This is a genomic window from Candidatus Methanoperedens sp. BLZ2 (assembly GCF_002487355.1).
Lineage (GTDB): Archaea > Halobacteriota > Methanosarcinia > Methanosarcinales > Methanoperedenaceae > Methanoperedens.
This window is the reverse complement of the sequence record NZ_NTMG01000056.1, coordinates 17,908-43,413: the sequence shown is the minus strand read 5'-3', so window position 1 is coordinate 43,413 and position 25,506 is coordinate 17,908. Positions and strand designations below refer to the sequence as shown.

Here is a 25,506-nt window from a genome sequence, read left to right as displayed (position 1 = left end):
TTTAATTAAATGAATAAATATACAGGTATCCTGGCTTGTATGCTTGTGTTTGCAATGTTTGCAGGCACCGTTTCAAGCGAACAGGTTACTACAGTCGAACAGGTTGCTATAGCCGAAAAGATGCCCGCTGGTGTGATGCCAGCGCCAGATCAGGCATTTAATTTCACAAAGATTGAAATTTCTCCCCGATATACAAATTTCAGGTTAATGCCGGGAGAAAACAAAGAAACGACAATTACACTCAGGAACAAAGAGAAAAAAGCAGTTAGCGTCAAACCCAATGTAGTATCAGCGCCATACGGCGGATATAATGTGGATCCCCAATGGATCACGGTTACTCCTGAGAGTGCAGAAATACCAGCAGGTGGCAGCCAGAAATTCACCGTTAAAGTTACCGTACCGGAGGATGCATCAATAGGTAATTCCGGTGTCCAGATAGCATTCACGGATGAAACAATGCCAACGCCATATCCGAGCCCGATCCCTAATTATATTCATGCGTTGCAGCTATCAGTTGATGTATGGACTAAGCCAAAGATACAGATAATGGCACCGTATATAAACGATATGCTTGAAGCAGGAAAGGGATATGACTATGAGGTAAAACTCAAGAATATCGGGACGGAAGCAATAAAAATCGATCCTAAAATGAGTAACGATAATATGTTCTACGGAGGACCAGGACAGGCGGCGCCAGCTTTTACTGATGATGCAATAACAATAACTTCACCTGCCAGTGTTCCTGCTGGTGGGACTGAAACCGTAAAGATCCATGTGCAGGTTCCCGCAGATGCAAAAGGTTACTATAACGGGGCCATAAAACTTAATATCGATGACCCATCGGTTCAGGAATGGGACGGAAGGGTCCAGTTGAGCTTCAATGTCTGGACACAGCCATCTGAGCCATTTGTGAAGAGTTTTAGCATGAAAGAGGTAAAACCCCTGACTATTGAGATAAGCTCCGGTTCTAACTATGGGTATCCATACGGGATAGCAACAGGAAAAAATAAAAAAGAGCCGTCATTTGAAACAACACTTATTGGGCCCGGTGGTCAGGCCGACCTTAAAGTCACAAAGACAGTGATTAAGGGTATGGTTAATATGGGCGGCCAGATCCCACCATGGGAACTTGACAGCAAGGGAATATACCAGGAAAATGGGGCCCAGCTTTTAGAAACCTATGAGACAGCAGGTTTGATAGGTGAGTGGACACTAAAAGTGCTGCCAAAGAATACAGAGAGTTTTGAATACTCTATAAAAATAGGGGAGTAATCCTCTCCTGTTTATTTTCCTGGATGCATGTGAAAAGACCTATCCCTGATAGGAAAGTACTTATGGAGATTAGAAAATGAATATTAAAATAATAGTCACCATTATATTGCTGATTCTCGCACTTGGTATCGGACTGGCTCTTGACCAGGGGAACTCAAATGCCAGGCCGGAATGGGTACATAATGTCCAGTGGCAGGGTGACCGGCCGGATAACGCTGGAGAAATCGAAGAATTGTTATTTCTGGAAATAGCACCTTATAAGACAGAGTATGAACTGGTGAATATCAGTACAAATGGTGATAAGAATAAGATGGATATCAAGGTAACAGCCACCACACTTGATTCGGAAATTCCTGATATATACGATTTTGTATTTGAAGAAAATGATTTGTTGATGACAGGCTATCTCCTTGAAGCAATACCTGCGGCTTACAGGAACGATGCTATTGGAATAGCGTTAACTGACAGGGATCTGGCCACATCGGTATCGGTTAGCAATCCGGGTGTCCCTTCTGTGAAACGGATATTACCTAAAACATCTGAAAAATTCTACATGCCAAAAACCCTGCTTAGTGTTTCATGGAGAGGTATTTCCGCACTTGTTGACCCTGATGAAAGAAAAGTTGTCCAGGTCTGGAAAGAAGGCACAAATACAAATATCAAACAGTAATTGGGTGAATTTAATGAGCTTCATAGATAAGATGGTGGGAACAATAACAAGCCCGAACAACGAAACAAAAAAAATAGCAGAACAGCCCATGATCGAGGAAGCTGTAATGATAATAGGGGTATATGCGATCCTTAATGCAATCGCAGCATATATACTATCAAATAAGATCATATATATTATCCAGGGGTTTGATAATACATCAATGCGATCCCTGATGGCTCTCTCCTCTATTGTGGCAGCGTTGTTCGCAACGATCCTTATCTGGTTAATTGGTACCGGAGTAATTCACCTGTTGTCTATGGCGGCAGGTGGTGAGGGCAAGCTCTACCCGCAGATGTTGACAGTAGTCGGATTCAGCATGCTCCCCCTGATTTTCAATGGAATTATCAGCATAGGGATTTATTCAGTGATCGAGCCCCGGGTAATAAATATCTCACCTTCCAATCCAATGGCATTGAATGAATTATATTCAAGTCCATCTTTTATGGCTTTAGCGCTTATTGGTATTATAATTCAGGCATGGACCACTATTATTTTATATTTTAGCATACACAACGCTCATAAGATATCAACTAACTCATCGGCAATAATTGCTGCAATCCCATTAGTCATAAGTGTAATCTTAACGGCCTGGGGCTTCAGGGGAATGGGCATCCTATGAAGGCAGTATTGGATATTGAAAATGTCCAAAAATCATACTTGCTTGGCAAGATCGAAGTGCCGGTTTTAAACGATATCAATCTTACAATCAATGAAGGTGAGTTCGCTGCAATAATGGGGCCATCAGGAAGCGGAAAAAGTACACTTATGAATATTATCGGCTGCCTTGACAGACCTACATCCGGGAAAATTGTTATTGCAGATATGGATATTTCAAAGCTTTCCGAAATCGAACTTGCCCGGATACGCGGGAAAAAGATAGGTTTTGTTTTCCAGACATTCAATCTTATCCCGCGTCTTACTGCACAAAAAAATGTGGAACTGCCTATGGTCTACCAGGATATCCCCGGAAAGATGAGGGCAAAAAAAGCAAAAACGCTTCTCGAATTGCTGGGTCTTGGGGAGAGATCCGGCCATAAACCTGCGGAACTTTCAGGTGGCCAGCGCCAGAGAGTCGCGATCGCGCGGGCTTTAGCTAATGAGCCTGAGATCATTCTTGCTGATGAGCCAACAGGGAATCTTGATTCAAAAACAGGACAGGAAATAATGCAGATATTTGATAAACTCCACAGCGAAGGAAGAACCATTCTGATGGTCACCCACGACCGGGAGCTTGCAGGTAATTGCGACAGGATTATCAGGTTAAAGGATGGTAAGATCGAAAAAGGAGAATGAAAAAGGAGAGTAAAATGGAAAACGCGGTTCGTGTCTTGAACCTGTCTAAATCATTCAACGGGCAGAATGTTGTCAGGGACATATCATTTGATATCTCAAAAGGAGAGGTCTTCGGGCTTATAGGCCCGAACGGCGCGGGAAAGACAACGATAATACGGATGCTTCTTGATATAATAAGGCCGGATTCAGGAGAAATAAGGATACTGGATGACAGGCTTTCCGAGGAAACAAAAAACCGGATCGGTTATTTGCCGGAAGAACGGGGGCTCTATAAAAAACTCACGGTATTTGAGACCCTGACATATCTTGGCGCCCTGAAAGAAATAGATTCAGAAAAAAGAGCTACATTTCTTCTTGATAAGATGGGGATGTTACAGCACAGGGATAAAAAAATCTCTGAACTCAGCAAGGGGATGCAGCAAAAGATACAGATAATAGCGGCCATCATCCATGATCCTGATTTCATAATCCTGGATGAGCCTTTCAGCGGCCTTGATCCTGTCAATATGAAACTCGTGAAAGAACTCATAATGGAACTTGGAAAAGAGGGAAAAACAATTATTATCAGCACACACATGATGGACCAGGTGGAAAGGATGTGCAGCAGGATATTCATGATACATAAAGGAGAAGGTGTGCTGTACGGGAAAATTGAGGAGATCAAATCCCGGTACGGTAAAAACACTGTTTTACTTGAGTTCGAAGGTGAACTGAAAAACATACAGGGGATCAAAAAAATGAATAACTCTGGCAATTATGCTGAATTAATACTTGAGCCAGGAGCAGATCCGACTGAGGTCTTAAAAAAACTGGCTGAAATGGTCAGGATCAATAAATTCGAGCTTTCAATGCCTTCTCTTAATGAAATATTCATCCGGGTGGTGGAGGGGACATGAGCAAGTGGCGCATCATAGCTAAACATGAGTACCTGACAAATATCAAGCGAAAGGAATTCCTGTTTATTACATTTGTGATTCCGCTGTTTATTTTTGCAATAATGGGTCTTTCATTCCTTTTAATAGGAATAGGAGGGCACAATGAGGAAAATAAGATAGGTTACGTTGACAATACCGGCCTTTTTGATCCTTCAAACCTGACAAAATATACTGATGAGGATCTTGCAAGAAAAGACCTTCTTGACAATAAGATCACGAATTACTTTGTTATTCCCGAAAATTATACAGCTACAGGAAAAATCATAATATATTCTTCAAAAAAGAACTTCGCAGACAATATGAAGATAGAAGAGCAGATCAGGAATTTTCTTCTTGACAATCTCTTAAAGAATGAGCCTTCTGACATTATTCAGAGAATAAAGAAGCCTCTTGACCCCGAATATTTCACCCTGAATGAAAAAGGTTTAAAAAGCGAAGACAGCGGATTTGAGATAATATTATTACCTCTTGTATTTTCAATGCTTTTTTCCATCTCCATATTTGCTTCTTCGGGTTTTCTCCTTCAAAGTGTTATTGAAGAAAAAGAGAACAGGATAATGGAAGTAATACTTTCATCTGTTTCCCACAAGGATCTACTTACAGGCAAGATCATTGGTCTTGGGGCTCTTGGGCTTACCCAGGTATTTATATATTTGACAATTGCAGCGGTGATATTATTAATTAATCCTTTAGCTCTTTATCTTATCATTTCGCAGATCCATATTTCTATTCCATTATTGGCAGCCGGGATTATTTATTTTATACTGGGTTACATAGTCTTTGCAGGCATTATGGCAGGCGTTGGGGCTATCGCAACGACATCCAGGGAAGGACAGCAGATAGCAGTTATATTTTCATTAACCGGATCATTTCCCTTTATGTTCTCACAATTCATAGTCACAAACCCGAATGAAATCTTTGCAAAGGCGCTTAGCATTTTTCCACTCACATCGCCAATAACGATGATAATGAGGCTCTCAATAACAGATGTACCTTTTTATGAAATAATAATCAGTATATTTGTACTGGTTTTTTCAGCCTACTTTACTATAGAGATATCTGTAAGGATCTTCAGGGCAAGCCTGTTAATGTACGGGAAAAAACCAACTATCAAGGAGTTAATAAAATATGTACGACAAGGTTAAAATATTTCTAGCAATATCAATTATAATATTTTCTACAGGGATTGGCGAAGCCAATATCGGTGAAGACTCACTCAAGATCAGCCTCATAAAATACGACCCTTATCCGGTTAATCCTGACACGGATTTCAGCATATGGGTCCAGGTCAAGAACGTTGGTGAGAACGATGTGAGCGGGGCAACTATTGAGTTCCTGCCAAAGTACCCGTTCTCAATAAAACCAGGCGAAAGCGCCATAAGAACCCCCGGGACTATCCGGAAAAATGATGATTTCATGTATAAATATACGTTGCATGTTGATAAGAACGCTTTTGTAGGCACGAACACTCTTGAGATCGGGTACAGGATCCTGGATAACGGGTTCACGAAAAGGGAATTTGATATCGAAGTCGGAAGCGATGTAGTGGATGCAAGAGGGACTGTGAGGCTTGAAAAAACCTCATCATACCCTGAAGTCCTGATGTCAGGTGATAGCGCAACCGTAACACTGACCCTGAAGAACAGCGCAACCCAATATTCAATTAAAATGGACAATAAGGATTACAGCATGAACGCCTATATCCAATCGGCGCAGCTTGTCGGAAATGAATTCATAGAAGTGACAGGTGAACCATATTACAATGCAGGTATCATTGGACCCGGAGATTCGATAGATTTCCCTTTCTCTATAACGGCCAGGAACAATACGCCAGATGGCACATATTTCCTTGATTTCAATTTAAAGGGAGCTGCAAGGCTGTACAGCCTTAACCTGAAAATACCGATAAAAGTGGATTCTTCTTCTATCCAGAGCACGCTTTCCGAGACACCGAAATTGAATCCGGGAGGGATAATCCTGAGTGCGGCAAATAACAGGCCCAATTCAGTAACTGCTGCAACTGTTATTCCCGTAGGCAATGCGACATTTGAACCTGCGGAATATTTTATAGGTACGATGGAACCAGATGAACTTTTTACTGTCAAGTTCGATATGAAAGCAAATACGCAGGATAATATGGGTTTCAAGCTCAGGTTCAAGAACGGGAACAACTGGCATGAATCAGATGTATTGACCGTGAATCTTAACAGTTCAGGCGCATTTCCAATAGTAAATACCGAAAAATCGCCCTTGCTTCCCGTAATCATAATTATTGGGGTTCTGGCTATTATTATTTCCGGATTCTTTATAATTATGAAACGAAGGAGAGCCAAATCCGCATGAAGCTGATAGATGCCCTTGACCAGGTTTTCCTCAGCTTTAGCAGCAATAAATTCAAGACGATAATGTCATGCCTTGGCATCATAATAGGTGTCATTGCAATTGTTGTCATGCTTTCGGTTGGTGAAGGAATCCAGGCTGGTGTGGGGCAGGTGTTTAGCGGTCTTGATCTGGATATCATAACAATATTCCCTGGTGGGGCAGGATTTGAAGCAGGTAAACTCGTATATCAAAAACCTGCCGAATTTGATGATAAGGACATTCATGCCCTTGAAAATACAATAGGCGTAAAAACCGTATTACCAAGGCGTGGAGGTGGGGTATCTATAAAATTCAGGGATGAAGAGCGTTCGTTCTCATTGAACGCCATCTCTCCATCCAAAGAGCAGGATCTGGCAGAATCCATAGATATGGGACGATTTCTTCTTGAATCCGATAAAAGCGCCATAGTCATAGGGAGTGATATTGCCAGCAAGATGTTCAAATTCCCTTTAAATCCCGGGATGCGTTTGACCCTTGTCAACAAGGAGAACAATATCAGTAAGGAATTTACGATAGTGGGAATTTTTAAGGAAACAGACCAGACATCCCCATTTACAGGCAACAGGAACATGGAGATGTATACCAGTCACGAGGCAATGAAGGAATTGCTTAATTTGAATAAATATTCGTATTCCATGATACTTGTGGAGGCCGAAGACCAGAATACCATAGAAATTACAGCCAAAAAAATAGACGACAGCCTGAGGAAGCTGCATAAAGACGAAGGCTATACTGTTAATATCATGAAGTCTCTTCTTGAGTCTTTTACAGAATTCTTCAAAATACTAAAATACGGTCTCGGAGGGATAGGGGCAGTTTCGCTTGCAGTAGGAGGGATCGGGATCGTGAACGTGATGATGCTTACAGTTACCGAGCGCATAAAAGAGATAGGTGTCATGAAAGCCGTTGGCGCGACCCGTGACAATATCCGTGTGCTTTTCCTTCTTGAGTCCGGGCTTCTTGGAGCAGTGAGCGGCCTGATCGGTATAACTATCGGGGCAGGATTGTCTTTTCTAATATCAACAATGGGTGGTTTTCCGATAATGGTCAGCTGGACTTCGCTTGCGGCAGGGCTGATCTTTGCAATTGCTACTACAGTGATCGCTGGAGTTTATCCTGCAAATAAAGCAGCAAGGCTTGACCCTGTGGAGGCGCTGAGGGCTGAGTGAGGGTATGGGAAAATAACAGACAGGAAAACCAATGCAGACAAGTTCATCGAAGTCCTCCACACACAAACGACATGGCTCACCAGCCCTGCAAGTACAAAATACCACTTAAACAGAGAAGGCGGACTGTTCGAACACAGCATTGGAGTAGCCGAAACCCTGCTGCAAATGCGTACCGTACTCGCGCCAGAAATAAGCGAAGAGAGCTGTGTGATCGTTGGTCTATTCCACGATATCGGGAAGATAGGAATGCCAGGAAAGCCATATTATTTACCGGAAATCAAAGACGGCGAGCCAACAGGCGCTTACACCATAAACCCTGAGATCGTTGCCATGGGTTTATCGCTTCGCAGCCTGTATCTTGTTTCGCAGTATATCCCGCTCTCAGATGAGGAGGCACAGGCGATCGCTTACCATGATGGAATGTATGTGCCAGAAGGTCGCTCGGTGGCGCATAAAGAAGAGCCACTGCTGCTGTTGCTGCACTGGGCTGATATGTGGACGGCGAGTGTGAGGGAGAGGAAATGACTTATTTACAGAAATTGCTATTGTTTCCTATCCAAATTAACAATGTTTTTTGCCAATTCGGTTGTAACATATTTTTGTTTTGGGCTTGAGGGACTATCTGGAATTGTTTGATTTAAAAGCTCCATCTTTAATAATTTTGTCAATGAATTTTTGAAAGAGCCAGATCTTTTTATGCCAAGTTTCAATAGGATATCTTTTGATGATGCAGGATTCATACATATCTCAAGTATCTTTATTTCGCTCTCTGATAACTTATCTATTATTTCAACCTGGGCCTCTTGGGCTTGCGCCTGGGCTTTTATTCGTACAAATGTTGAGCCCAAGCTGTCCGAGGGTCTATGAAAAATGACTGTAAAGAATTTGTCGATCTGGAACTCTATCTTTAATCCTTTTTGAGCAACGGCATTCTTGATCCGATTTATGCCTGAACCCACTTTTTCGATCAGATCCAACCGAAAGAACATATCAAAAATCACGGGATTGCGGGCTACACTTTTTCGTCCCAGTTCTTCCTTACCAAATAACAGTTCTCCGGGATTACTGATCTCTACCCTGTCATCAAATATTTCCACCATTACCCTTGCCCCTTCTTCGAGATAATCACGATGAATTATGGCATTCAGAACCCCTTCTCTTAATGCTTCGTAGGGAATCTCAGGGATCTCGATACGCGGTCCAGCGTCTTTGATTTCATATTCAAGGCGTAAATGCTGTTGTAAGAATTTTATTGTATTTTCATAATCAGTGACAGGATCATCACGAAAATCCTTGCGGTCAAGGATTTTGACCTTATCCTTTCCTTTGTAAAGTACGCAGGTAATATAAGCCTGGCGCAGGTATAGCTCTCGGTTCTTCCCGAAAAATAGGATCCCTCCATTATTTATTACGAATTTTCCGTTTACCTGCCCCATACCGAGATTATGAATTATATCTTCTTTTTCCCCTGTTTGTGTGATACCGATCCTTTTTATTATGTTATTGAACTTTAGTTCATCAAAATCCTGTGGATACTTGAAATCTGTCCTCAACTGGCCCTCGAATCGTATCTTGCCGGTTTTTTGCGCATAATAGAATATCTCATCACGGCGCATTTTCTGGGAATTTGCCCTCTCCTTCCTGCAATATCTGTTCAAACCGGATTTTTTTCATGGAGAGATCTTCGATCATAGTGAATAACTCAGGTTGTAGCTATTTTATTGTCTCCTTGCTATATAGAAGCCCTGGATTCATTAAATTTGTCTTTTGTCTATGAACTGTAGCGGATATGAACCTTAGATCATTGCCATGGGTTTGTCGTTGCGCAGCCTGTATCTTGTTTCGCGGTATATCCCGCTTTCAGATGAGGAGGCGCAGGCGATAGCTTATCATTATGGGATGTATGTGCCAGAAGGTCGCTCGGTGGCTCATAAGGAAGAGCCGCTGCTATTTCTTCCTCATGCCAAAAAGTCCTTGTTAATTGGATAAAATATCGCCCAATCCTGTTGGAGTAAATTTATATTCTAGTCTGTAATTTATCTACATAATATGGATATTCTCCATTTTTGGTCATTCGGTTGAATTCTTCTCCAAATATTTCTTTTTGCATCTCCAGTATTTTTGGTGTGAGTTTTTCAAACCACTGATTAATCAATTCCTGTTGTTTTTCAGTAATTTCAAATTTTGCTATATTAAATTTTCTTCCATTCATATTTATACTATTTGTAATTATAAATATAATTATATTGTATAAATCATCCCTTCTTTTGGCAACTCTATTTCAACTCCAATATCTGACATAAACCTTTTAAAAAGCTCAGGCTGATTCGTATGTATCGGGAAGACCTTTTTCGGTTTTATCTCTTCGATAGCCTTTTTTAGTTAGCGGTGTTGCATGTCCCATGCATGCACCCGGTACAGGGGAATTCCATAATGAGCAAGCAGGTTAAAGAATTTGTCATACTTTCCCTACAATTAATTTAAATCGTTATTATTATTCTATTTATCAGTATTGTTTGAATCGGACACGTATGACACGTTGCGACATGAAAGTCGCATCACAAAATGCAAATGAACTTGTTTCTAATACCAGATATTTTGCTGAATTTGCGAATGGTAGAACTCTCTATATTACTGCAATTTTGCCTGCATCTGTAATTATGTATCCATCGTCGCCTGTTATGTATCCCATTGCCTTGAGTTCTCGCAGGTGGTTGTATGCCATGCCTTTGGAGATGCCCACTTTTATAGCTATTTCCTGAATGGAGCTCACTCCTGATTTGATTTGTTCCAGTATTGCCTTTTTTGTGTCAGATATGTTGAAGCCAAGTATTGGGAAGTCGATAATGAAATTGTCTTCTTCAGTAACATAGACTATGCGTTTTACCATATCGCTTCGTGTGTATGCGCCAAAGAGCGCCCCGAAAGCCTGGGGTTTTCTGCCGCCTGAAACATTTATCATAATGTGGTTACCACGGGCGTGCTCTTCTTCTATGATGGTTGCCACATCCTGAGCAACTTTGACCGGGTCGTAAAGGGATGTGTTCTTTTTCACAATCGTGATCACCTTACCAAACGTGTCTTCCAGGGTCTGTTCAGAGCGGAGTTTTTTTTCATCTGTTCCTTCTTCTGTGAGAAGGATGAGTTTTGATGGGGAAAGACGAGTGACACATACAATGACTGGTTCGAGTGAATATATTGTAGAGATGAGTGTAAGATTTGTCATTGATGAGTATTATAGTGTTAGTATTATATATTATTTGTGTAGGTATTTTTGTATTGTTATTGGAAACATATGGAAAAGTATATATTCAATAAATATCAGTATACGTTTACTATATACAATGTGATTCAATTATGAATAAAATACAGGTATATTACCAATACTGGGGCAAAGCAGAAGAGCCTGTTGAAACAGCTCATCATTTATTCCCATATCATTGTTTGGATGTGGCAGCTGTGGCTAATCAATGGTGGGCACACAGTTCAAGTATTCGCCGCAGTTTCACTCAAGAAACAGGAATAGAGGAAAAACAAATCCATGCATGGGTGATGTTTTTTATTGCGTTGCATGATTTTGGAAAATTAGACATTCGTTTTCAGATGAAAGTACCCGAATTAGCGAAATGGAATTATGGGGGCGAATTACCTAAAAATTCACAGAGTAAAAACTATTATCACGGTGAACAGGGCTATACTTGGTTAGTACAGGAAAGTGCATCGTATTTTGAAGGTGTCGAAGACAAACCTAAGCGATGGTTACAAAATTGGTTTGCCTCCACTGCCGGACATCATGGAGAAATACCAACAAATGCCGAAGACAATCCTCCAGCCTTTGTTCCACCATCCATCAAAAAACAAGATATTGACGCTCGTAAAGAATGGGTACAAGATTTATATCGACTCTTTTTACAGCCGGCGGGTTTGAATTTTGAAGATATCCCCACAAAAGAACCACCAATTCTACTCGCCGGTTTTTGCAGTATATGTGATTGGTTAGGTTCCAACACGCATTGTTTTCAACCTAAAAATACAATACAGCCGTTGAAAGAATATTTCAATTTCATCAGCAAAGAAAATAAGGCACTTCAGGTTCTACATGATTTTGGTTTACTAACTGAGGTCAAAAATAAAGGAGGAATGAGAGACCTTTATCCAAATCTTATCCCAATAAATACACAGGTGTTGATTGATGACTTAGCAGTACAACAGAGCATGATAATTATTGAAGCCAATACCGGCAGTGGAAAAACCGAAGCGGCATTAGCTTATGCTTCCAAATTATTAGCGCAAGGTTTAGCGGATAGCATTACCTTTGCTTTACCAACCCAGGCAACTGCCAATGCCATGTTAGAGCGATTAGAAAAAGTTGCCGACAAGATTTTTAATGGAGGGAAAAATGTCATTCTGGCACACGGTAAAAGAGATTATAATGATCGTTTCAAAAAACTAATTCAACAAAGCCAGCGAACCGTTAATGTGCAAGGCGAAGATGAAGGCGGAGCACAATGCAGTGAATGGTTGTCTTCAAGCCGAAAACGTGCTTTTTTAGGGCAAATTGCTGTGACTACAGTGGATCAAGTTATGCTTTCTGCCATCAAATCCCTGCAACATTATTTCGTGCGTAGTTTTGGGGTTGGCAAAAGTGTATTGATTATTGATGAAATCCACGCTTATGACGCTTACATGTATGGTATTTTGGAGGTGGTAATTAAACGACAAAAACAAGCCGGTGGTAGTGTGATTCTCCTCTCAGCAACCTTACCAGCAGCTCAAAAACAATCACTATGCAAGGCATGGGGCGTTGAAACTGGAATTGAAGAACAACCATATCCGCTAATCTTGCAGGCAACGGATGACGAAGTTAAGACATTCACTTTAGCGGAACACGAAATCGGCCAGGACAAAATCGTCAATATCGAATTATGGCAAAATGATGATTGTAGCATCACGACAGAACAACTTGAAAGGATTGTTCAAGCTGCGAAAAAAGGCGCTAAAATTGGGATTGTATGTAATTTAGTTGATGATGCACAGCGATATGCCCATAGTCTCAGTGAAATGACTTCTGTCTCCATACCTGTTGATATTTTCCATTCTCGTTATCGCTATTGTGACCGGATGGATAAGGAAAAAGTGGTATTAGGGCAATATGGAATAGGCAGATCCAATCAAGGGCGTATCCTGGTTGGTACGCAAGTGATTGAACAATCACTAGATATCGATTTTGATTGGCTGATCAGTTTTATTTGTCCGGTTGATCTACTTTTCCAGCGCATGGGACGATTGCACCGCCATAAAAAAGAGCGCCCTGAAATGAATAAAAAGCCATTATGTACTGTGGTGATGCATAAAAATATTAACCTGAACACAGCAGAAACAGTGAAAGAATCATATGGATTGCATGGTCTGATTTATAAAAATATCCGAGCTTTATGGCGAACACAACAATTATTACAGCAACATGAAAGCATAAGATTTCCTGATGCTTATCGTGATTGGATAGAAAGCGTTTATAAAAAAGATGCATGGAAGGATGAATCTGAATCATTAACAAAATTGTTTGAAGAATATCAAATGGAACAATTTGCCAGTAAATATGTCTCAAAAGGATTAACTCAGGAAAATACTTACTTTAGAGATACAGAAGGTAATGCAGCTTCTTTGACAAGGGAGGGTGAAATGAATTTGAGTATCATTCCTGTGATGGAAAAAAATGGAAAGCGATGCTTTTTAGATGGGACTGATGTTCCAAATGCTAACGACAAATATAATCGTGAACTGTTGAGTCAAAACAGTCTAAGTGTTCCAAATAGTTGGAGAGCAATATTACCGAAAAGTCAACATGATATTTTTTATTTGCCTATGCAAAAAAGGGATGAAGGTTGGCGATTTGATTATGAAAATGGTTATTTATTTTATACCCAAGAGCGAGGTTTGCAGAAGGTGCAGAAGGAAAAAATATGAATAGCTTTAATTTATTGACTGAAAATTGGATTCCAGTTCAACAACACGGACAGTTTGAAACCATAAGTTTAAAACGCTTGCTTTGTAAAGATGAAGACTGGCAAATCTGTTTGTCCCGTGATGATATGGAACTAGCTGCCTTGCAATTGATTGTCTGTCTAGTACAAGTTGTGTTTATGCCGAAGGATGAGGATGAATTACTAACTGCGTACAAAAAACCGATGGATGAAGCGGATTATGATAAAGGCGTAAAACCGTTTATGGAATGGTTTGACTTGCTGCATCCTGAATTTCCGTTTATGCAGCGCAACGATGTCAAAACGGATAAATTGAAATCAATTCAAGCGTTGTTGGTTGGATTGCCAGAAAAAACAAGCTCTTCAGCATCATCACATAAATTTTTCAATGAAGTTGAAGAAGTTACTGGTTTAAATATTGGACTGGCAGCTATTATATTATTTAATCGTGCAATTAATTCTCCGTCCGAAGGTGGTGGATTTAAAGGCAGTTTGAGAGGTGGTTCACCTGCAACAACATTAATTGCAGAAGAACGTCTGAGGCAAACAATATGGTGCAATGTCCTGACTCAAGAAAATATACAAAAGCGTTACCCAAATTTTGCCATTGATCCAAAAAATGATTTACCAACCTGGATAGATTGCATTATTCCAAATTCAGAGTTTTATTCGTACAATATCGGCTTTAGACGAGGATTATTTTGGCAGCCAGCTAAAATAAAATTAGCTATTGAAAACAATCAGGTAATTGGGATAGAAACTGAAAAAATGAATTATAAGTTGAAAGATGAACCTGATAAGCGTTGGCTACATCCTCATAGTCCCAAAAAATGGAGCGGACTTGAGGGAAAAAGAGAAGAAAAATATCTTTCATTTACAACTACTGCGCCTGCCTGGACTCAATTATCTACTATCCTGTTTAAAGAAGAAATGGAAAAGGAAGGACATGAGCCTTCCCTAGTGATTATTCAATATAGGGATATATTTAGAGGGAAAACACTCCAATTGATTGTCGGAGGATATCGTATTAATAAAGCTAAAATTGAACAACGTCGACATGAACTCTTATCTCTCGCACAAGGCTGGGATGATAAAAATGGACAAACATATTTAAAATATTTGGTGGTTTTGGGTTTAAATTACAGAACCGAATTACGAAATAAGCTTTATGGATTAGCTAAGAAAATGGGTGGAGAACATGGTTTGATTGGTCTTTCAGATAAAGGGCAAGAATTATTTTATCAACAATCTGAATCTCTGATTCACAACCAGTTTGCACAAATAGATTGGCAACAAGCTGATCAAAAAATGATTTTATTTAAAAAATCATTAAATCAGTTGTGTAAAAATATATTTGACCAGCTTGTATTACCATATGAACACGATCCAAAATTTCTAAGTGCAATAGTTAATAGCCGCGCTGGATTAAATGCAGCTTTAAGGAAAATAGAGGAGAATATAATGAATAAATATGATGAAAAAAAATAGGAGGTAAATCACAATGAGCAAATTTATCGAACTTCATGAGCGTTTTTGGCAAACTCTGGATAATGGACAGCGTGCCGAAATACGAAGAGTATCAACTCTTGAAGACCTGGAAACCTTGCCGGCATTTTATCATCTTCTTGGATACTTTGGGCCAAAAGATGTCAAACAATGGGCAAGAGTAGTATTCTTCTTGCCGTTTATTGAAAAGCATAACAACGATGCAAAACAATTGGGTAAACAATTTAAAGAAGCAAAAATAAACGAGAAACGCATTTTTCAGATTGTTCGCTCAACGTCACCAAATGATCTGATCCAATTGCGGAGAGTTACTCAACAAGCTAAATTAAGCAGTATCAATTGGGATACATTTGGCAAAAGTCTATTTTATTGGAATAATATCTCAAAAAAACATTTAATTCAAAATTTCTTTATTAAATTAAAAGATGAGGAATAAAACATGGACGAAAAGAATTATATAAACTACCACATTTTAATTTCGCATAGCCCATCCAATCTCAATAGGGATGACATGAACATGCAAAAAACTGCTGTTTTTGGGGGAACAAAAAGAACGAGAATATCAAGCCAGAGTTTAAAGCGGGCAATAAGACAGTCAGATTATTACAGGAAAAATATCAGTCAGCCCAGTGATAGAACTCGACAATTAGGTCAATTGACTGAAAAATATGTAAAAATTTTGCATGATAAATATCCAGAGAATATAGTCAAATCTGTTATCTCATTGATTTCAGGAGAGGCAGAAATTAATGTAAATACACAGTCCGGTGCTGTAGCCGCATGGGTTGTCTCTGAAGTAGAATCATATTGTCAACTATATCAACAGTTACAAAAGGAAAATCCAGATACTAAAGAATTTGAAAAAGCTTGGAAAAATGCAACTGATAAAAAAAAGCTAATTGAAGATAAGACTAAACTATCACTATTTCGTAAGACATTGCAAAATGGACAGGATATTGCATTATCAGGTAGAATGGCAACATCTGGTATTATGACCATTGTCGATGCCTCCCTTGCTGTTGCCCATGCTATTACCACACATACCGTTGATGGCGATATTGACTGGTTTACCGCTGTGGATGAACTCAATCAAGATACTGGTGAAACTGGTTCTGCACATCTGGATACTACTGAATTTAGTTCGGGAGTATTCTATCGATATGCAAGCTTAAATATAAGGCAATTACAGGAAAATTTAGGTGATATTGACCGCAAGCAAGCATTAGAAATTGCTGCGCATGTCCTTCACCTGCTGGCAACTGTCGTGCCTTCTGCTAAACAAAATTCATTTGCAGCGTTTAATTTAGCTGATTTTGCATTTGTCAGTTTTAGTGATCAGCCAATTTCATTAGCGAATGCCTTTGAAAATCCTGTTAAAGCAGGCGCTGATGGATTAATGGTACCATCTATCAACGCATTTGTAAATTATCATAAAGCCATCTGTAACGCCTATGGATTAAATAAAGACAAACAAGCATGCTTTAACACTAAAGGATGTAAGATGGAGATTGTGACGGATAAAGGCAATGATTTTTCAGCATTTAAAGATTGGTTGAAAAGCGATGGAATATAAATAAGGAACGAAACCATGCAGGATTTTCTGATAATCAAGTTGCAGGGGGCTATGCAAGCATGGGGTGGTCATACCTTTGAGGATTATCGCCCAAGTCACATTTTTCCGACCCGAAGTGCAGTTGTCGGCTTATTAGGAGCTTGTCTTGGTATAGACAGAGCGGACATAAAGGGCAGGGCAGACTTAAATGCCAGTTTTGAGATGACAGTGAGAGCTGATAGGCGAAAGGTTCACAAGGAACAATTTGGACAGATCAAAGAGAAAATCCTGACCATGCAAAAAATGACCGATTTCCATACTATTTTAGATGCGCGAAGGGTCGATGGTTCTCAAAGAGAAGATGCAATTATTTCACATAGGGAATATCTTTGCGATGCTGAGTTTTCAGTGGCATTAGGATTTAGAAATAATGCAGTGTTTAATTTGGAAAAGGTTAAAGCTGCTATTCAAAAACCGCATTATACACCATCTTTGGGACGGCGTTCCTGTCCAATACAAAGCCCTTTATTTAAAACAATAATATCCGCCGAAAGTGCACAAGAAGCACTTGCCCAAATAGAACCAATGCAGGGGACGTTGTATAGTGAACAAAAGTTACAGGGTTCTGTTCCTATACGAATTCGTGACATACCAATAGAAGATCTAATAAGACAATTTTCTACACGGACACTCTACATCTTGGGAGATAGCTATGTATTATAGTCAATGTGTTCTTAATTCTGTAAAGCCAGTCAATCCTTATTTGCTGCATGAAAAAATATGGCAATTATTTCCAGATAAAGCTGATGAAAAACGCTCATTTCTATTTAGAGTTGAAAATCTGGGGCAAAGAGGTGTGCAACATATATTACTAATGTCCAGTTATGAACCACAACCAGCGAATGGCGAATTAATATTATTAAATAAACCAAAAAAGGTTCAATTTGATGGCATTACAAATGGGGGGAACTATAGATTCATGTTACGAGCAAATCCAACTAAAAGAATTAAAGATTCAGGTGGAAAAACTTCCAATCAAGGTAAAGTCAGAGTCCCAATAATTGATGAAGAAGAAATTATTGCATGGCTTAACCGACAGTTAAAGGATTTAGCAGAGATCAAAGCAGTAACTTTAGCTCGACAGGACTTGCTTTACTTCCAAAAGAATAAAGGAAATCAAAACCACTTTGGCAAAATTCAAACGGTAACCTATTCAGGTATTTTAACAGTCATAGAAGCTAAATTATTGGTCAACAAAATGATTGAAGGTATTGGCCCCGCAAAAGCTTTCGGATGTGGATTATTAACACTCGCAAAAATCTAATTACTGCATTTCCCATTAACAAGAGATAAATCAATGCTTCCTAAACTCAAACCCATAGCAATTAAAGAACGCATTTCCATGTTATTTCTGGAAAAAGGAGAGCTTGACGTCCTTGACGGCGCATTTGTCCTGGTGGACAAAAACGGAGTGCGCACCCACATTCCTATAGGAAGTGTAGCCTGCCTGATGCTTGAGCCCGGCTCACGTGTATCCCATGCAGCGGCAATCCTTGCTGCAAGGGTAGGTTGTTTACTTATCTGGGTGGGTGAAGCAGGTGTGCGTCTCTATTCAGCAGGTCAACCGGGCGGCGCGCGCTCTGATCGTCTTCTCTATCAGGCTAAACTGGCTCTTGATGAGGAATTACGGCTCAAAGTGGTTCGCAAGATGTATGAATTCAGGTTTGATGATGATATTCCCTCAGGCAGTAACGTAGAGCAGTTGCGCGGTATGGAAGGAGCGCGGGTGAAGAAAATGTATGAATTAATGGCGAAACGCTATGGGATTGAATGGAAAGGACGGCGGTATGACAGCGCAGAATGGGGAAGCGGAGATTTGCCGAACCGATGCCTGAGTTCTGCCACTTCCTGCCTGTATGGTGTTACTGAAGCCGGGGTGCTGGCGGCAGGATATGCGCCGGCTATAGGTTTTGTGCATACCGGAAAACCTCTTTCGTTCGTATATGATATTGCTGATCTGTTTAAATTTGAGACTGTTGTGCCGGTAGCTTTCAGTATTGCTGCCAAAAAACCAACCGACCCGGAAGGTACGGTGCGCCGGGCATGCAGGGACTCATTCAGGGAAACTAAACTTCTTAGAAATATCATTCCTGCTATTGAAGAGATTCTGGCAGCAGGAGGCATTTCTCCACCAGAAGACGCGCCAGATGCTTTGCAACCAGCGATTCCAGTTGAAGAGGGGATTGGTGATGCTGGTCATCGTAACTGAAAATGCGCCGCCCAGTCTTCGAGGTAGATTGGCTGTATGGATGCTGGAAATTCGCGCTGGTGTATATGTTGGAGATTTTTCTTCGAAGGTAAGGGAAATGATCTGGAAAAATGTTGAAAAGGGACTGGATGGCGGAAGCGCGATAATGGCATGGAGCGCACAAAATGAAGCCGGTTATGATTTTATGACTATAGGAGATAACAGGCGTATGCCAGTCGATATGGTTGGTGTGAAACTGGTGTCTTTCTTGCCGAATGGCTGATATATTTTGTAGGATATACTGTTGGTGATAATATTATGATAATTAAGGAACATAAATATAATTTAAAAATTAATATTATTACACAATATTATTTATTTGAGGAGGAGAGCGGTAAGAGATTTCCGGTTTAATAATATAAATAGTAAAGAGAGTTCCCCACCTGCGTGGGGATGAACCGTGGAAACACCACTTTTGATATATATGCTGATGGAGTTCCCCACCTGCGTGGGGATGAACCGACCGCAAAGGCAACAGATACAAAATATCTAAAGAGTTCCCCACCTGCGTGGGGATGAACCGGGTAACATGTGATGAATGTACATATTCAGCAAGAGTTCCCCACCTGCGTGGGGATGAACCGCCAGGGAACATCTCCCGGCCACATCTTGAAGTGAGTTCCCCACCTGCGTGGGGATGAACCGTGCTGCGGGTTGTGTTGCTCCGCCCGATCCGAGAGTTCCCCACCTGCGTGGGGATGAACCGGAAATCACATTCTTTGAAATGCCTTTGAGAAAGAGTTCCCCACCTGCGTGGGGATGAACCGTATTGGAAAAAAGGGGCAACGGTAGGAACTATGAGTTCCCCACCTGCGTGGGGATGAACCGGGACGGATCTATAAAATCGCCTGGCTGCGTCAGAGTTCCCCACCTGCGTGGGGATGAACCGAGCAGCAAAGCGATATCTGGACTCTGTGGGGTGAGTTCCCCACCTGCGTGGGGATGAACCGGGCAGGAATACATGACAGTTGGCAATACTGTAGAGTTCCCCACCTGCGTGGGGATGAACCGGAAAAGATTAAAAGATGTATTGATTTGCCAGTGAGTTCCCCACCTGCGTGGGGATGAACCGAGATTGAGGTACGTGAAAATCCGTCTATTGTGGAGTTCCCCACCTGCGTGGGGATGAACCGTCCATTTATAGGATGTATACAAATTTGTTACAGAGTTCCCCACCTGCGTGGGGATGAACCGTTAAAGCCACAACCACGCGCCAGGCAGAAATGGAGTTCCCCACCTGCGTGGGGATGAACCGCGCACATGGTTTTGATGTTCAGGGGGTGGAATGAGTTCCCCACCTGCGTGGGGATGAACCGGTCGTGGTAGTGAACTACGCATCTGTTATCTTGAGTTCCCCACCTGCGTGGGGATGAACCGTCCTGGGCTGGATCTCGAACACAGAGGGCAAGGAGTTCCCCACCTGCGTGGGGATGAACCGGCGATAATCCGATCGTAACCCATACCTTCCTGGAGTTCCCCACCTGCGTGGGGATGAACCGAAGGGCGCGAAAACCCTCAAGTTCTTTGATGAGAGTTCCCCACCTGCGTGGGGATGAACCGACCATACAGATGTGCGTACTCCTGGGTGTAGAGAGTTCCCCACCTGCGTGGGGATGAACCGGTATGCTTGAGAGATTAAAGGAACAAGAAGATGAGTTCCCCACCTGCGTGGGGATGAACCGAGCAATTCAGCAACGCATTACAGGCTTGCAGTGAGTTCCCCACCTGCGTGGGGATGAACCGAAAATACAGTATCTTATATTTTGCTTCGTTGAGAGTTCCCCACCTGCGTGGGGATGAACCGACAGAGTTATATCTTGTCTCTCTTTACCACACGAGTTCCCCACCTGCGTGGGGATGAACCCTTAATGATAGACAGGTCAGGGCAGTGATGTATGTTAAGGAAAAAGGGAGGATTACAAATAAGGAATATAGGGGGATGTTTGATATCACAGATAGAATGGCGCTCATCGATCTGTCTGATATTTGCGCGAAGAATATATTTGAAAGGATAGGTAAAACAGGGAGAAATATAGAATATGTTTTATCTCGAAATAAACTCGAAAAACCCGAAATTGATAAGAATAATTGATGAGGAAAGAGAGGCGGTAATGACTGACAATAAAATCAAACATATCAACCAACCTGGCGACTACTACTTTTGCTCCCTTTGCGCCGCCTGGCACCTCTGCACAAACGATCCTTCATCCAATGGCAATCAGCATTTATCACATCTTGAGGAGAATGAGACAAACTCCCCAGCCTCAAAATATTTCTTCTGCTACCTCTGCAGCAAATGGCATACAGACGCCAGAAAAGAGCATCTCCAATACCGTCTGCATATCAAGCGAGATCCCAACATTATAACGGCGCCGATAGTTCGACAATTCCGTGCTCACTCAACTTCAAATTCTCATCATTTCCCTACCGCTGTCCTCGGCTCATTCGACGGCGCCGCAGGTCTCTGGAAAAATGAAACTGAGCTTCTGAATAGTATTCCTTCAATAACAGCGCGTGGCTCATGCGAGAGCGTTCTTGCGCTCGTCAAAAGCCTGGATAAAGACCTGCATATCCAGCTTTTTAACCGAAAAAATGGCTTCTCTTTCATCGTCAAAGGGCTGAAGATCGCCGAAATAAAGCTCGGTTCCGGCGGCTTTATCCTGAGACTGATCCAGAACATTCTCAATCAGGGTTACACGAGCGTTCATCAGGATAAAAAGGATTTCGTATATCCAGGATCAGGAAACAATCCAATTTCAGGCGCAGACCTGCGAACTCATTTCATCAGAGAGGCAAATAACCTGATCTCCCTTCGCAAAAACAACACCATCGGATACCGCGAAAAATGGCTTCACTCCCTGCTCATAGATAAAATGCAGGATGGCAGCCTTCCCGGTCTTGACCTTGAGTTCCTGTATTATGAAACACCTGTGGGAATGGTCAAGCGAAACAAACAGTTTGGACGGGAGCATATTGATCTTCTGGCGAAAGAAAAGCACAGCAAAGCGCTGGTTGTTGTGGAAGTCAAGAAGAAAGGCGAAGATATGTATTCTGCTGTTTTCCAGGGGCTTTCTTATGTGGAGTGGCTCTTCAAATACAAGGAGCGGTTAAAGCCAAGAATAGTGCAACTTAGCTGGGATGTTGATATAGATAAACTGAAATTGATCGTGCTTGCACCTGATACGGAATTTAAGACTGCAAGATTGGATCTGGCTGTCTTGGAGCAGGTCAAAAAGCTAAACTGCGAGGTAATGGCTGCATATATTGATCGGGATTGGATAAAGGATGAAAATATTTCTATAAAAGGAATAAAACCATTTTAGCTTGGATCGGAAGAATAAATCTAATCATAATGAAAGAATGTGCGAAAAATGGGATATCAACACGAACACAAACGAACTCCGGCGCGTTAGTTCGTATCAGTTCATGTTGTTCCGTTTTTTCATACAGGAATTTGACTATTTCAAAACATCCACAAGCGCAACCCTTTCCAGGACAAGTTCGGGGATCTTTTCAACACCAGCAGCTTTGATCTCTTCATCGGTAATATTGAAAATGTCCATCAAATCCCTGTTCTTTGATCCCTCATATTGCACAACATCCTTCGGTGTTATCTCATCAAACTCAGACAGATCAACATCCTCACCGATAGCCACAAGTACAATATTGTTCTTTCCGTTATGTACACCGATTTTCATGGCACGGTTTATCTGGCGCGTGCCTGCTGCATAAAGCATTATTTCTTTCCCGAGGTCGTTTGCGATATTCCTGCCTGTTTTGAATGAATCAATCGCTTTTTCGATAGCGAACATGAGATGATCTTTACCAGCCAGTTTATCAGCATCAAGCGCCAGGATGACAGAGTCTTTGCCGTTCCTCATTTCTTTAATTTTTATAAGGAAAATTTCAATATCCTCGATAAATATTGTACCTTCCATGATCTGAATCATGATTCTTCCCATGCTTTTATTAAGTCGATAGTATCCACAATAAGATCATGCAAAGCCCCATCATTGTTCTTATCTATATCATTTAAGATATCGATCATAGTCCGGTCAACTTCTTTAGAAATAGCAGACATGGTTGTCTCTTCATCCATATCTGTATTCTTATTCTTGTGGGAATCTGTCAGGTTTCCTATAATAGAAATACCTACAAGGTTTCCAAGGGCGTGAAGCGCATGGATTTCACTTGCGTTTTTTTTCAATTTCACACCTTCCCCGAAAAGCAATACCGAACGCGCTGCAATTATCATGGAATTTGCAAATATAGGATCGATATCGCCATCCTTATCAGAAGAGAAGAGGATCATTCCAAGCAGGTCTTCTGAAAGGGATTTCGGGAAAAATGTGGCAAAATGATCCAATGCATCCACGTATGGCTGTTCTTTACTACCAACAAGTGATTTTAAATATGTATCATCGGGAATAGATTTCTTCTCCAGTTTTTTTAATTTAAGCTTGAGGTAGCATCTGTGGCAGATATCCAGGGTGTAATATTTATAAGTTTTACGGGAAGGCTTACTGCAGAAGAAACAGTCTGTCATGGTTTTCAATAATGTTAGAAGGATTATTTATGTGCTCCTTTTTGGGATATTTATTGAAAAGTTTTACTTTTAAACTCTCTTGAATAATTTATCAAGTTCCTGCCTGTTAAAAGATACCATCGTTGGCCTTCCATGAGGGCAGGTATATGGATTCTGTGTCTTGAAAAGCTGTTTGATGAGGCTTTCCATCTGGGAATTAGAACAATCAGCTCCGGCCTTGATGGCGCTTCTGCATGCGATGCTTTTGGTTACCCGCTCAAATATCCCGGTCTCTTCTTTTACTTTTCCTTCTGAAAGGATATCAGATATTATATCATGCACCATCCCTGGGTCTTCAAGTTTTCCCAGGACAATAGGGACAGCCGTTACTGCAAATGAATCATGTCCGAATTCAGATATTCGAAAGCCGAACTCTTCAAGATAGGGAATAGTATCTTTTATCAATACTCTCTCCCTGGGATCAAGTTCAAGGTTAATCGGAACGATTAGTTCCTGGGAATCATCCCTCTTTGATTCGCGAATAAGGTCAAAAAATATGCGCTCATGCGCTGCATGCTGGTCTATGATCATCAAACCGTTCTTTGTTTCGGCAAGGATATACAGGCTATCCACCTGCCCAAGTACCTTTACATCAGGCATCTCAATCCCAATCTCAGTCTCAGCACCACCTGTATTTTCCCTTTCCATGCTCGCCCTTTCTGATTGCCTGAGTCTTCTTTCCGTGTCTTTTACAGACGGCCTGAAATCGCTGACAGTCTCTTTTACATCGAAAGATCCGGCCGCAGGAGTTTCGTAAAGCAGCTGCTGCGTTGGTATCTTTATATCAGGAATAAGGTCTTTGTGCGAAAGTGCATTCCTAACAGCCTGCGTAACCATATCGCAAATATCCCTCTCGTGGCTCAGACGCACCTGGTTCTTGGTTGGATGGACATTTACATCCACTTCCCGTGGATCAACATATATCTTTAACACCGCGATCGGAAAACGCCCTTTTGGTATAAGGGTACCGTAGGCGTCCCTTAGCGCAAAACCGATCGCTCTTGAATTGATATTCCTGTCATTGATATAGAATGACTGGTAATCAAGACTGCCCCGCGTCAGGGAAGGTCTTGAGACAAAACCTGTTATTCGCACAATAGCAGATTCAAGATTTACCGGAAGCATTTCTCGTGCGATTTCCTGGCCATAAATATGAACGATCGTATCTTGAAGTTCGGCTGCGGATGAGCGCAGCAATTCTTTTCCATTGTTGAAAAGAGAAAAAGAAATGTTATTATGTCCAGGCGCTATTCTTGAAACTATATCGATGATATGGGTAAGTTCAACTGCGTCGGATTTCAGATATTTCTTCCTGACCGGTGTATTGTAGAATAGGTCATTTACTATAATTGTCGTCCCATCAGGGGCTCCGGTTTCTGCAATACTTATCAGGTTCCCGCCCTGGATGATCACTTTTGTACCGGATAATTCATCTTTTGTTTTTGTGATGATCTCGACATTAGCAATTGCAGAAATGGAAGACAAAGCTTCACCCCTGAATCCCATTGTACTGACGGTCTCTATATCTTCGATTTTCCTGATCTTGCTTGTAGCGTGTTTCACATAAGACAGCGCAGCATCATCCTTGCTCATCCCGCAGCCGTTGTCTGTGATGCGGATCGAGCCTTTACCGCTTTTTGTGACCTCGATCCTGATAGTGTTTGCACCCGCATCTATTGAGTTCTCGACCAGCTCCTTGACAACAGAAGCAGGGCGTTCGATCACTTCACCTGCTGCTATCTTGTTTATCGATGCTTCATCAAGGATCTGGATTTTTCCCATTTTATTTTATCAACCTGAATTCCACT

At 41.3% G+C, this 25,506-nt stretch carries 24 protein-coding genes; 18 read left to right on the top strand and 6 right to left on the bottom strand.

Annotation, left to right across the window (positions count from 1 at the left end; translation table 11 throughout):
* The first annotated feature begins 9 nt into the window (after positions 1 to 9).
* The 9 genes from CL181_RS10245 (at position 10) to CL181_RS10205 (ending at position 8,288) form a co-directional block, all read left to right on the top strand.
* Positions 10 to 1,272, top strand: coding sequence for a hypothetical protein (locus CL181_RS10245; RefSeq protein WP_097299217.1), 1,263 nt, complete (start codon positions 10 to 12; stop codon positions 1,270 to 1,272).
* Between the two features lie 76 nt (positions 1,273 to 1,348).
* Positions 1,349 to 1,942 (top strand): hypothetical protein, encoded by a 594-nt coding sequence (locus tag CL181_RS10240; protein ID WP_097299216.1) that lies wholly within the window; start codon positions 1,349 to 1,351, stop codon positions 1,940 to 1,942.
* A 13-nt stretch (positions 1,943 to 1,955) separates the two neighbouring features.
* Entirely contained in the window at positions 1,956 to 2,603 is a 648-nt protein-coding gene (locus CL181_RS10235) for a Yip1 family protein (RefSeq protein ID WP_176505161.1), read from the top strand.
* A complete protein-coding gene (locus tag CL181_RS10230; RefSeq protein ID WP_097299214.1) occupies positions 2,600 to 3,277 on the top strand; it encodes an ABC transporter ATP-binding protein in 678 nt (225 codons plus the stop codon). Before CL181_RS10235 ends, CL181_RS10230 begins: the two co-directional genes overlap by 4 nt.
* Before the next feature lie 14 nt (positions 3,278 to 3,291).
* Entirely contained in the window at positions 3,292 to 4,173 is an 882-nt protein-coding gene (locus tag CL181_RS10225) for an ABC transporter ATP-binding protein (RefSeq protein ID WP_097299240.1), read from the top strand.
* Positions 4,170 to 5,357: an ABC transporter permease gene (locus tag CL181_RS10220; protein ID WP_097299213.1), complete on the top strand. Its 1,188-nt coding sequence runs from the start codon at positions 4,170 to 4,172 to the stop codon at positions 5,355 to 5,357. Before CL181_RS10225 ends, CL181_RS10220 begins: the two co-directional genes overlap by 4 nt.
* Complete coding sequence (locus CL181_RS10215) at positions 5,341 to 6,555, top strand: COG1361 S-layer family protein (protein ID WP_097299212.1); 1,215 nt, start codon at positions 5,341 to 5,343, stop codon at positions 6,553 to 6,555. The genes CL181_RS10220 and CL181_RS10215 overlap by 17 nt, the downstream gene beginning before the upstream one ends.
* Positions 6,552 to 7,763 carry an ABC transporter permease gene (locus CL181_RS10210; protein ID WP_097299211.1) on the top strand — a complete coding sequence of 404 codons (1,212 nt, stop codon included), beginning with the start codon at positions 6,552 to 6,554 and terminating at the stop codon, positions 7,761 to 7,763. Before CL181_RS10215 ends, CL181_RS10210 begins: the two co-directional genes overlap by 4 nt.
* A gap of 12 nt (positions 7,764 to 7,775) precedes the next feature.
* The gene (locus CL181_RS10205; RefSeq protein WP_097299210.1) at positions 7,776 to 8,288 is read left to right on the top strand and encodes an HD domain-containing protein; all 513 of its coding nucleotides are present in this window, start codon (positions 7,776 to 7,778) and stop codon (positions 8,286 to 8,288) included.
* 17 nt (positions 8,289 to 8,305) lie between these two features.
* Here the strand turns inward: CL181_RS10205 and CL181_RS10200 are convergent, their stop codons facing one another.
* From CL181_RS10200 to csa3, 3 genes are all read right to left on the bottom strand, one after another.
* A complete protein-coding gene (locus CL181_RS10200; protein ID WP_141398869.1) occupies positions 8,306 to 9,421 on the bottom strand; it encodes an ATP-binding protein in 1,116 nt (371 codons plus the stop codon).
* A gap of 359 nt (positions 9,422 to 9,780) precedes the next feature.
* Positions 9,781 to 9,975: a hypothetical protein gene (locus CL181_RS10195; protein ID WP_097299208.1), complete on the bottom strand. Its 195-nt coding sequence runs from the start codon at positions 9,973 to 9,975 to the stop codon at positions 9,781 to 9,783.
* A gap of 414 nt (positions 9,976 to 10,389) precedes the next feature.
* On the bottom strand, positions 10,390 to 10,989 hold the full coding sequence (gene csa3 / locus CL181_RS10190; RefSeq protein WP_097299207.1) for a CRISPR-associated CARF protein Csa3: 600 nt from the start codon (positions 10,987 to 10,989) through the stop codon (positions 10,390 to 10,392).
* Between the two features lie 131 nt (positions 10,990 to 11,120).
* Here csa3 and cas3 point away from each other — a divergent pair, with 131 nt between their 5' ends.
* The 9 genes from cas3 to CL181_RS10145 all read left to right on the top strand — a co-directional run bounded on the left by cas3 (position 11,121) and on the right by CL181_RS10145 (position 22,436).
* A complete protein-coding gene (gene cas3, locus CL181_RS10185) occupies positions 11,121 to 13,730 on the top strand; it encodes a CRISPR-associated helicase/endonuclease Cas3 (protein WP_097299206.1) in 2,610 nt (869 codons plus the stop codon).
* Entirely contained in the window at positions 13,727 to 15,235 is a 1,509-nt protein-coding gene (casA, locus tag CL181_RS10180; RefSeq protein WP_097299205.1) for a type I-E CRISPR-associated protein Cse1/CasA, read from the top strand. The genes cas3 and casA overlap by 4 nt, the downstream gene beginning before the upstream one ends.
* Before the next feature lie 13 nt (positions 15,236 to 15,248).
* Positions 15,249 to 15,689, top strand: a complete 441-nt coding sequence (gene casB / locus CL181_RS10175) for a type I-E CRISPR-associated protein Cse2/CasB (RefSeq protein ID WP_097299204.1) — start codon at positions 15,249 to 15,251, stop codon at positions 15,687 to 15,689.
* 3 nt (positions 15,690 to 15,692) lie between these two features.
* Positions 15,693 to 16,826, top strand: coding sequence for a type I-E CRISPR-associated protein Cas7/Cse4/CasC (gene cas7e / locus CL181_RS10170; protein WP_097299203.1), 1,134 nt, complete (start codon positions 15,693 to 15,695; stop codon positions 16,824 to 16,826).
* Between the two features lie 15 nt (positions 16,827 to 16,841).
* The gene (cas5e, locus tag CL181_RS10165; RefSeq protein WP_097299202.1) at positions 16,842 to 17,528 is read left to right on the top strand and encodes a type I-E CRISPR-associated protein Cas5/CasD; all 687 of its coding nucleotides are present in this window, start codon (positions 16,842 to 16,844) and stop codon (positions 17,526 to 17,528) included.
* The gene (gene cas6e, locus CL181_RS10160; protein ID WP_097299201.1) at positions 17,518 to 18,129 is read left to right on the top strand and encodes a type I-E CRISPR-associated protein Cas6/Cse3/CasE; all 612 of its coding nucleotides are present in this window, start codon (positions 17,518 to 17,520) and stop codon (positions 18,127 to 18,129) included. Before cas5e ends, cas6e begins: the two co-directional genes overlap by 11 nt.
* 33 nt (positions 18,130 to 18,162) lie before the next feature.
* Positions 18,163 to 19,074 (top strand): type I-E CRISPR-associated endonuclease Cas1e, encoded by a 912-nt coding sequence (gene cas1e / locus CL181_RS10155; RefSeq protein ID WP_097299200.1) that lies wholly within the window; start codon positions 18,163 to 18,165, stop codon positions 19,072 to 19,074.
* Entirely contained in the window at positions 19,055 to 19,336 is a 282-nt protein-coding gene (gene cas2e / locus CL181_RS10150; protein WP_097299199.1) for a type I-E CRISPR-associated endoribonuclease Cas2e, read from the top strand. The genes cas1e and cas2e overlap by 20 nt, the downstream gene beginning before the upstream one ends.
* A 1,816-nt stretch (positions 19,337 to 21,152) precedes the next feature.
* Positions 21,153 to 22,436 carry a hypothetical protein gene (locus CL181_RS10145; RefSeq protein ID WP_097299198.1) on the top strand — a complete coding sequence of 428 codons (1,284 nt, stop codon included), beginning with the start codon at positions 21,153 to 21,155 and terminating at the stop codon, positions 22,434 to 22,436.
* Between the two features lie 135 nt (positions 22,437 to 22,571).
* Here CL181_RS10145 and cgi121 read toward each other — a convergent pair whose 3' ends face one another.
* The 3 genes from cgi121 to mutL form a co-directional block, all read right to left on the bottom strand.
* Positions 22,572 to 23,063, bottom strand: coding sequence for a KEOPS complex subunit Cgi121 (gene cgi121, locus CL181_RS10140; RefSeq protein ID WP_176505160.1), 492 nt, complete (start codon positions 23,061 to 23,063; stop codon positions 22,572 to 22,574).
* Positions 23,060 to 23,659 (bottom strand): hypothetical protein, encoded by a 600-nt coding sequence (locus tag CL181_RS10135; RefSeq protein WP_097299196.1) that lies wholly within the window; start codon positions 23,657 to 23,659, stop codon positions 23,060 to 23,062. Before CL181_RS10135 ends, cgi121 begins: the two co-directional genes overlap by 4 nt.
* Before the next feature lie 69 nt (positions 23,660 to 23,728).
* A complete protein-coding gene (gene mutL / locus CL181_RS10130) occupies positions 23,729 to 25,480 on the bottom strand; it encodes a DNA mismatch repair endonuclease MutL (RefSeq protein WP_097299195.1) in 1,752 nt (583 codons plus the stop codon).
* Positions 25,481 to 25,506: the final 26 nt, after the last annotated feature.

Coding starts and splice junctions, on each gene's coding strand:
- CL181_RS10245 (WP_097299217.1), top strand. CDS start 10: ATGAATAAATATACAGGTATCCTGGCTTGTATGCTTGTGTTTGCAATG.
- CL181_RS10240 (WP_097299216.1), top strand. CDS start 1,349: ATGAATATTAAAATAATAGTCACCATTATATTGCTGATTCTCGCACTT.
- CL181_RS10235 (WP_176505161.1), top strand. CDS start 1,956: ATGAGCTTCATAGATAAGATGGTGGGAACAATAACAAGCCCGAACAAC.
- CL181_RS10230 (WP_097299214.1), top strand. CDS start 2,600: ATGAAGGCAGTATTGGATATTGAAAATGTCCAAAAATCATACTTGCTT.
- CL181_RS10225 (WP_097299240.1), top strand. CDS start 3,292: ATGGAAAACGCGGTTCGTGTCTTGAACCTGTCTAAATCATTCAACGGG.
- CL181_RS10220 (WP_097299213.1), top strand. CDS start 4,170: ATGAGCAAGTGGCGCATCATAGCTAAACATGAGTACCTGACAAATATC.
- CL181_RS10215 (WP_097299212.1), top strand. CDS start 5,341: ATGTACGACAAGGTTAAAATATTTCTAGCAATATCAATTATAATATTT.
- CL181_RS10210 (WP_097299211.1), top strand. CDS start 6,552: ATGAAGCTGATAGATGCCCTTGACCAGGTTTTCCTCAGCTTTAGCAGC.
- CL181_RS10195 (WP_097299208.1), bottom strand. CDS start 9,975: ATGAATGGAAGAAAATTTAATATAGCAAAATTTGAAATTACTGAAAAA.
- csa3 (WP_097299207.1), bottom strand. CDS start 10,989: ATGACAAATCTTACACTCATCTCTACAATATATTCACTCGAACCAGTC.
- cas3 (WP_097299206.1), top strand. CDS start 11,121: ATGAATAAAATACAGGTATATTACCAATACTGGGGCAAAGCAGAAGAG.
- casA (WP_097299205.1), top strand. CDS start 13,727: ATGAATAGCTTTAATTTATTGACTGAAAATTGGATTCCAGTTCAACAA.
- casB (WP_097299204.1), top strand. CDS start 15,249: ATGAGCAAATTTATCGAACTTCATGAGCGTTTTTGGCAAACTCTGGAT.
- cas7e (WP_097299203.1), top strand. CDS start 15,693: ATGGACGAAAAGAATTATATAAACTACCACATTTTAATTTCGCATAGC.
- cas5e (WP_097299202.1), top strand. CDS start 16,842: ATGCAGGATTTTCTGATAATCAAGTTGCAGGGGGCTATGCAAGCATGG.
- cas6e (WP_097299201.1), top strand. CDS start 17,518: ATGTATTATAGTCAATGTGTTCTTAATTCTGTAAAGCCAGTCAATCCT.
- cas1e (WP_097299200.1), top strand. CDS start 18,163: ATGCTTCCTAAACTCAAACCCATAGCAATTAAAGAACGCATTTCCATG.
- cas2e (WP_097299199.1), top strand. CDS start 19,055: ATGCTGGTCATCGTAACTGAAAATGCGCCGCCCAGTCTTCGAGGTAGA.
- CL181_RS10145 (WP_097299198.1), top strand. CDS start 21,153: ATGTTTTATCTCGAAATAAACTCGAAAAACCCGAAATTGATAAGAATA.
- cgi121 (WP_176505160.1), bottom strand. CDS start 23,063: ATGATTCAGATCATGGAAGGTACAATATTTATCGAGGATATTGAAATT.
- CL181_RS10135 (WP_097299196.1), bottom strand. CDS start 23,659: ATGACAGACTGTTTCTTCTGCAGTAAGCCTTCCCGTAAAACTTATAAA.
- mutL (WP_097299195.1), bottom strand. CDS start 25,480: ATGGGAAAAATCCAGATCCTTGATGAAGCATCGATAAACAAGATAGCA.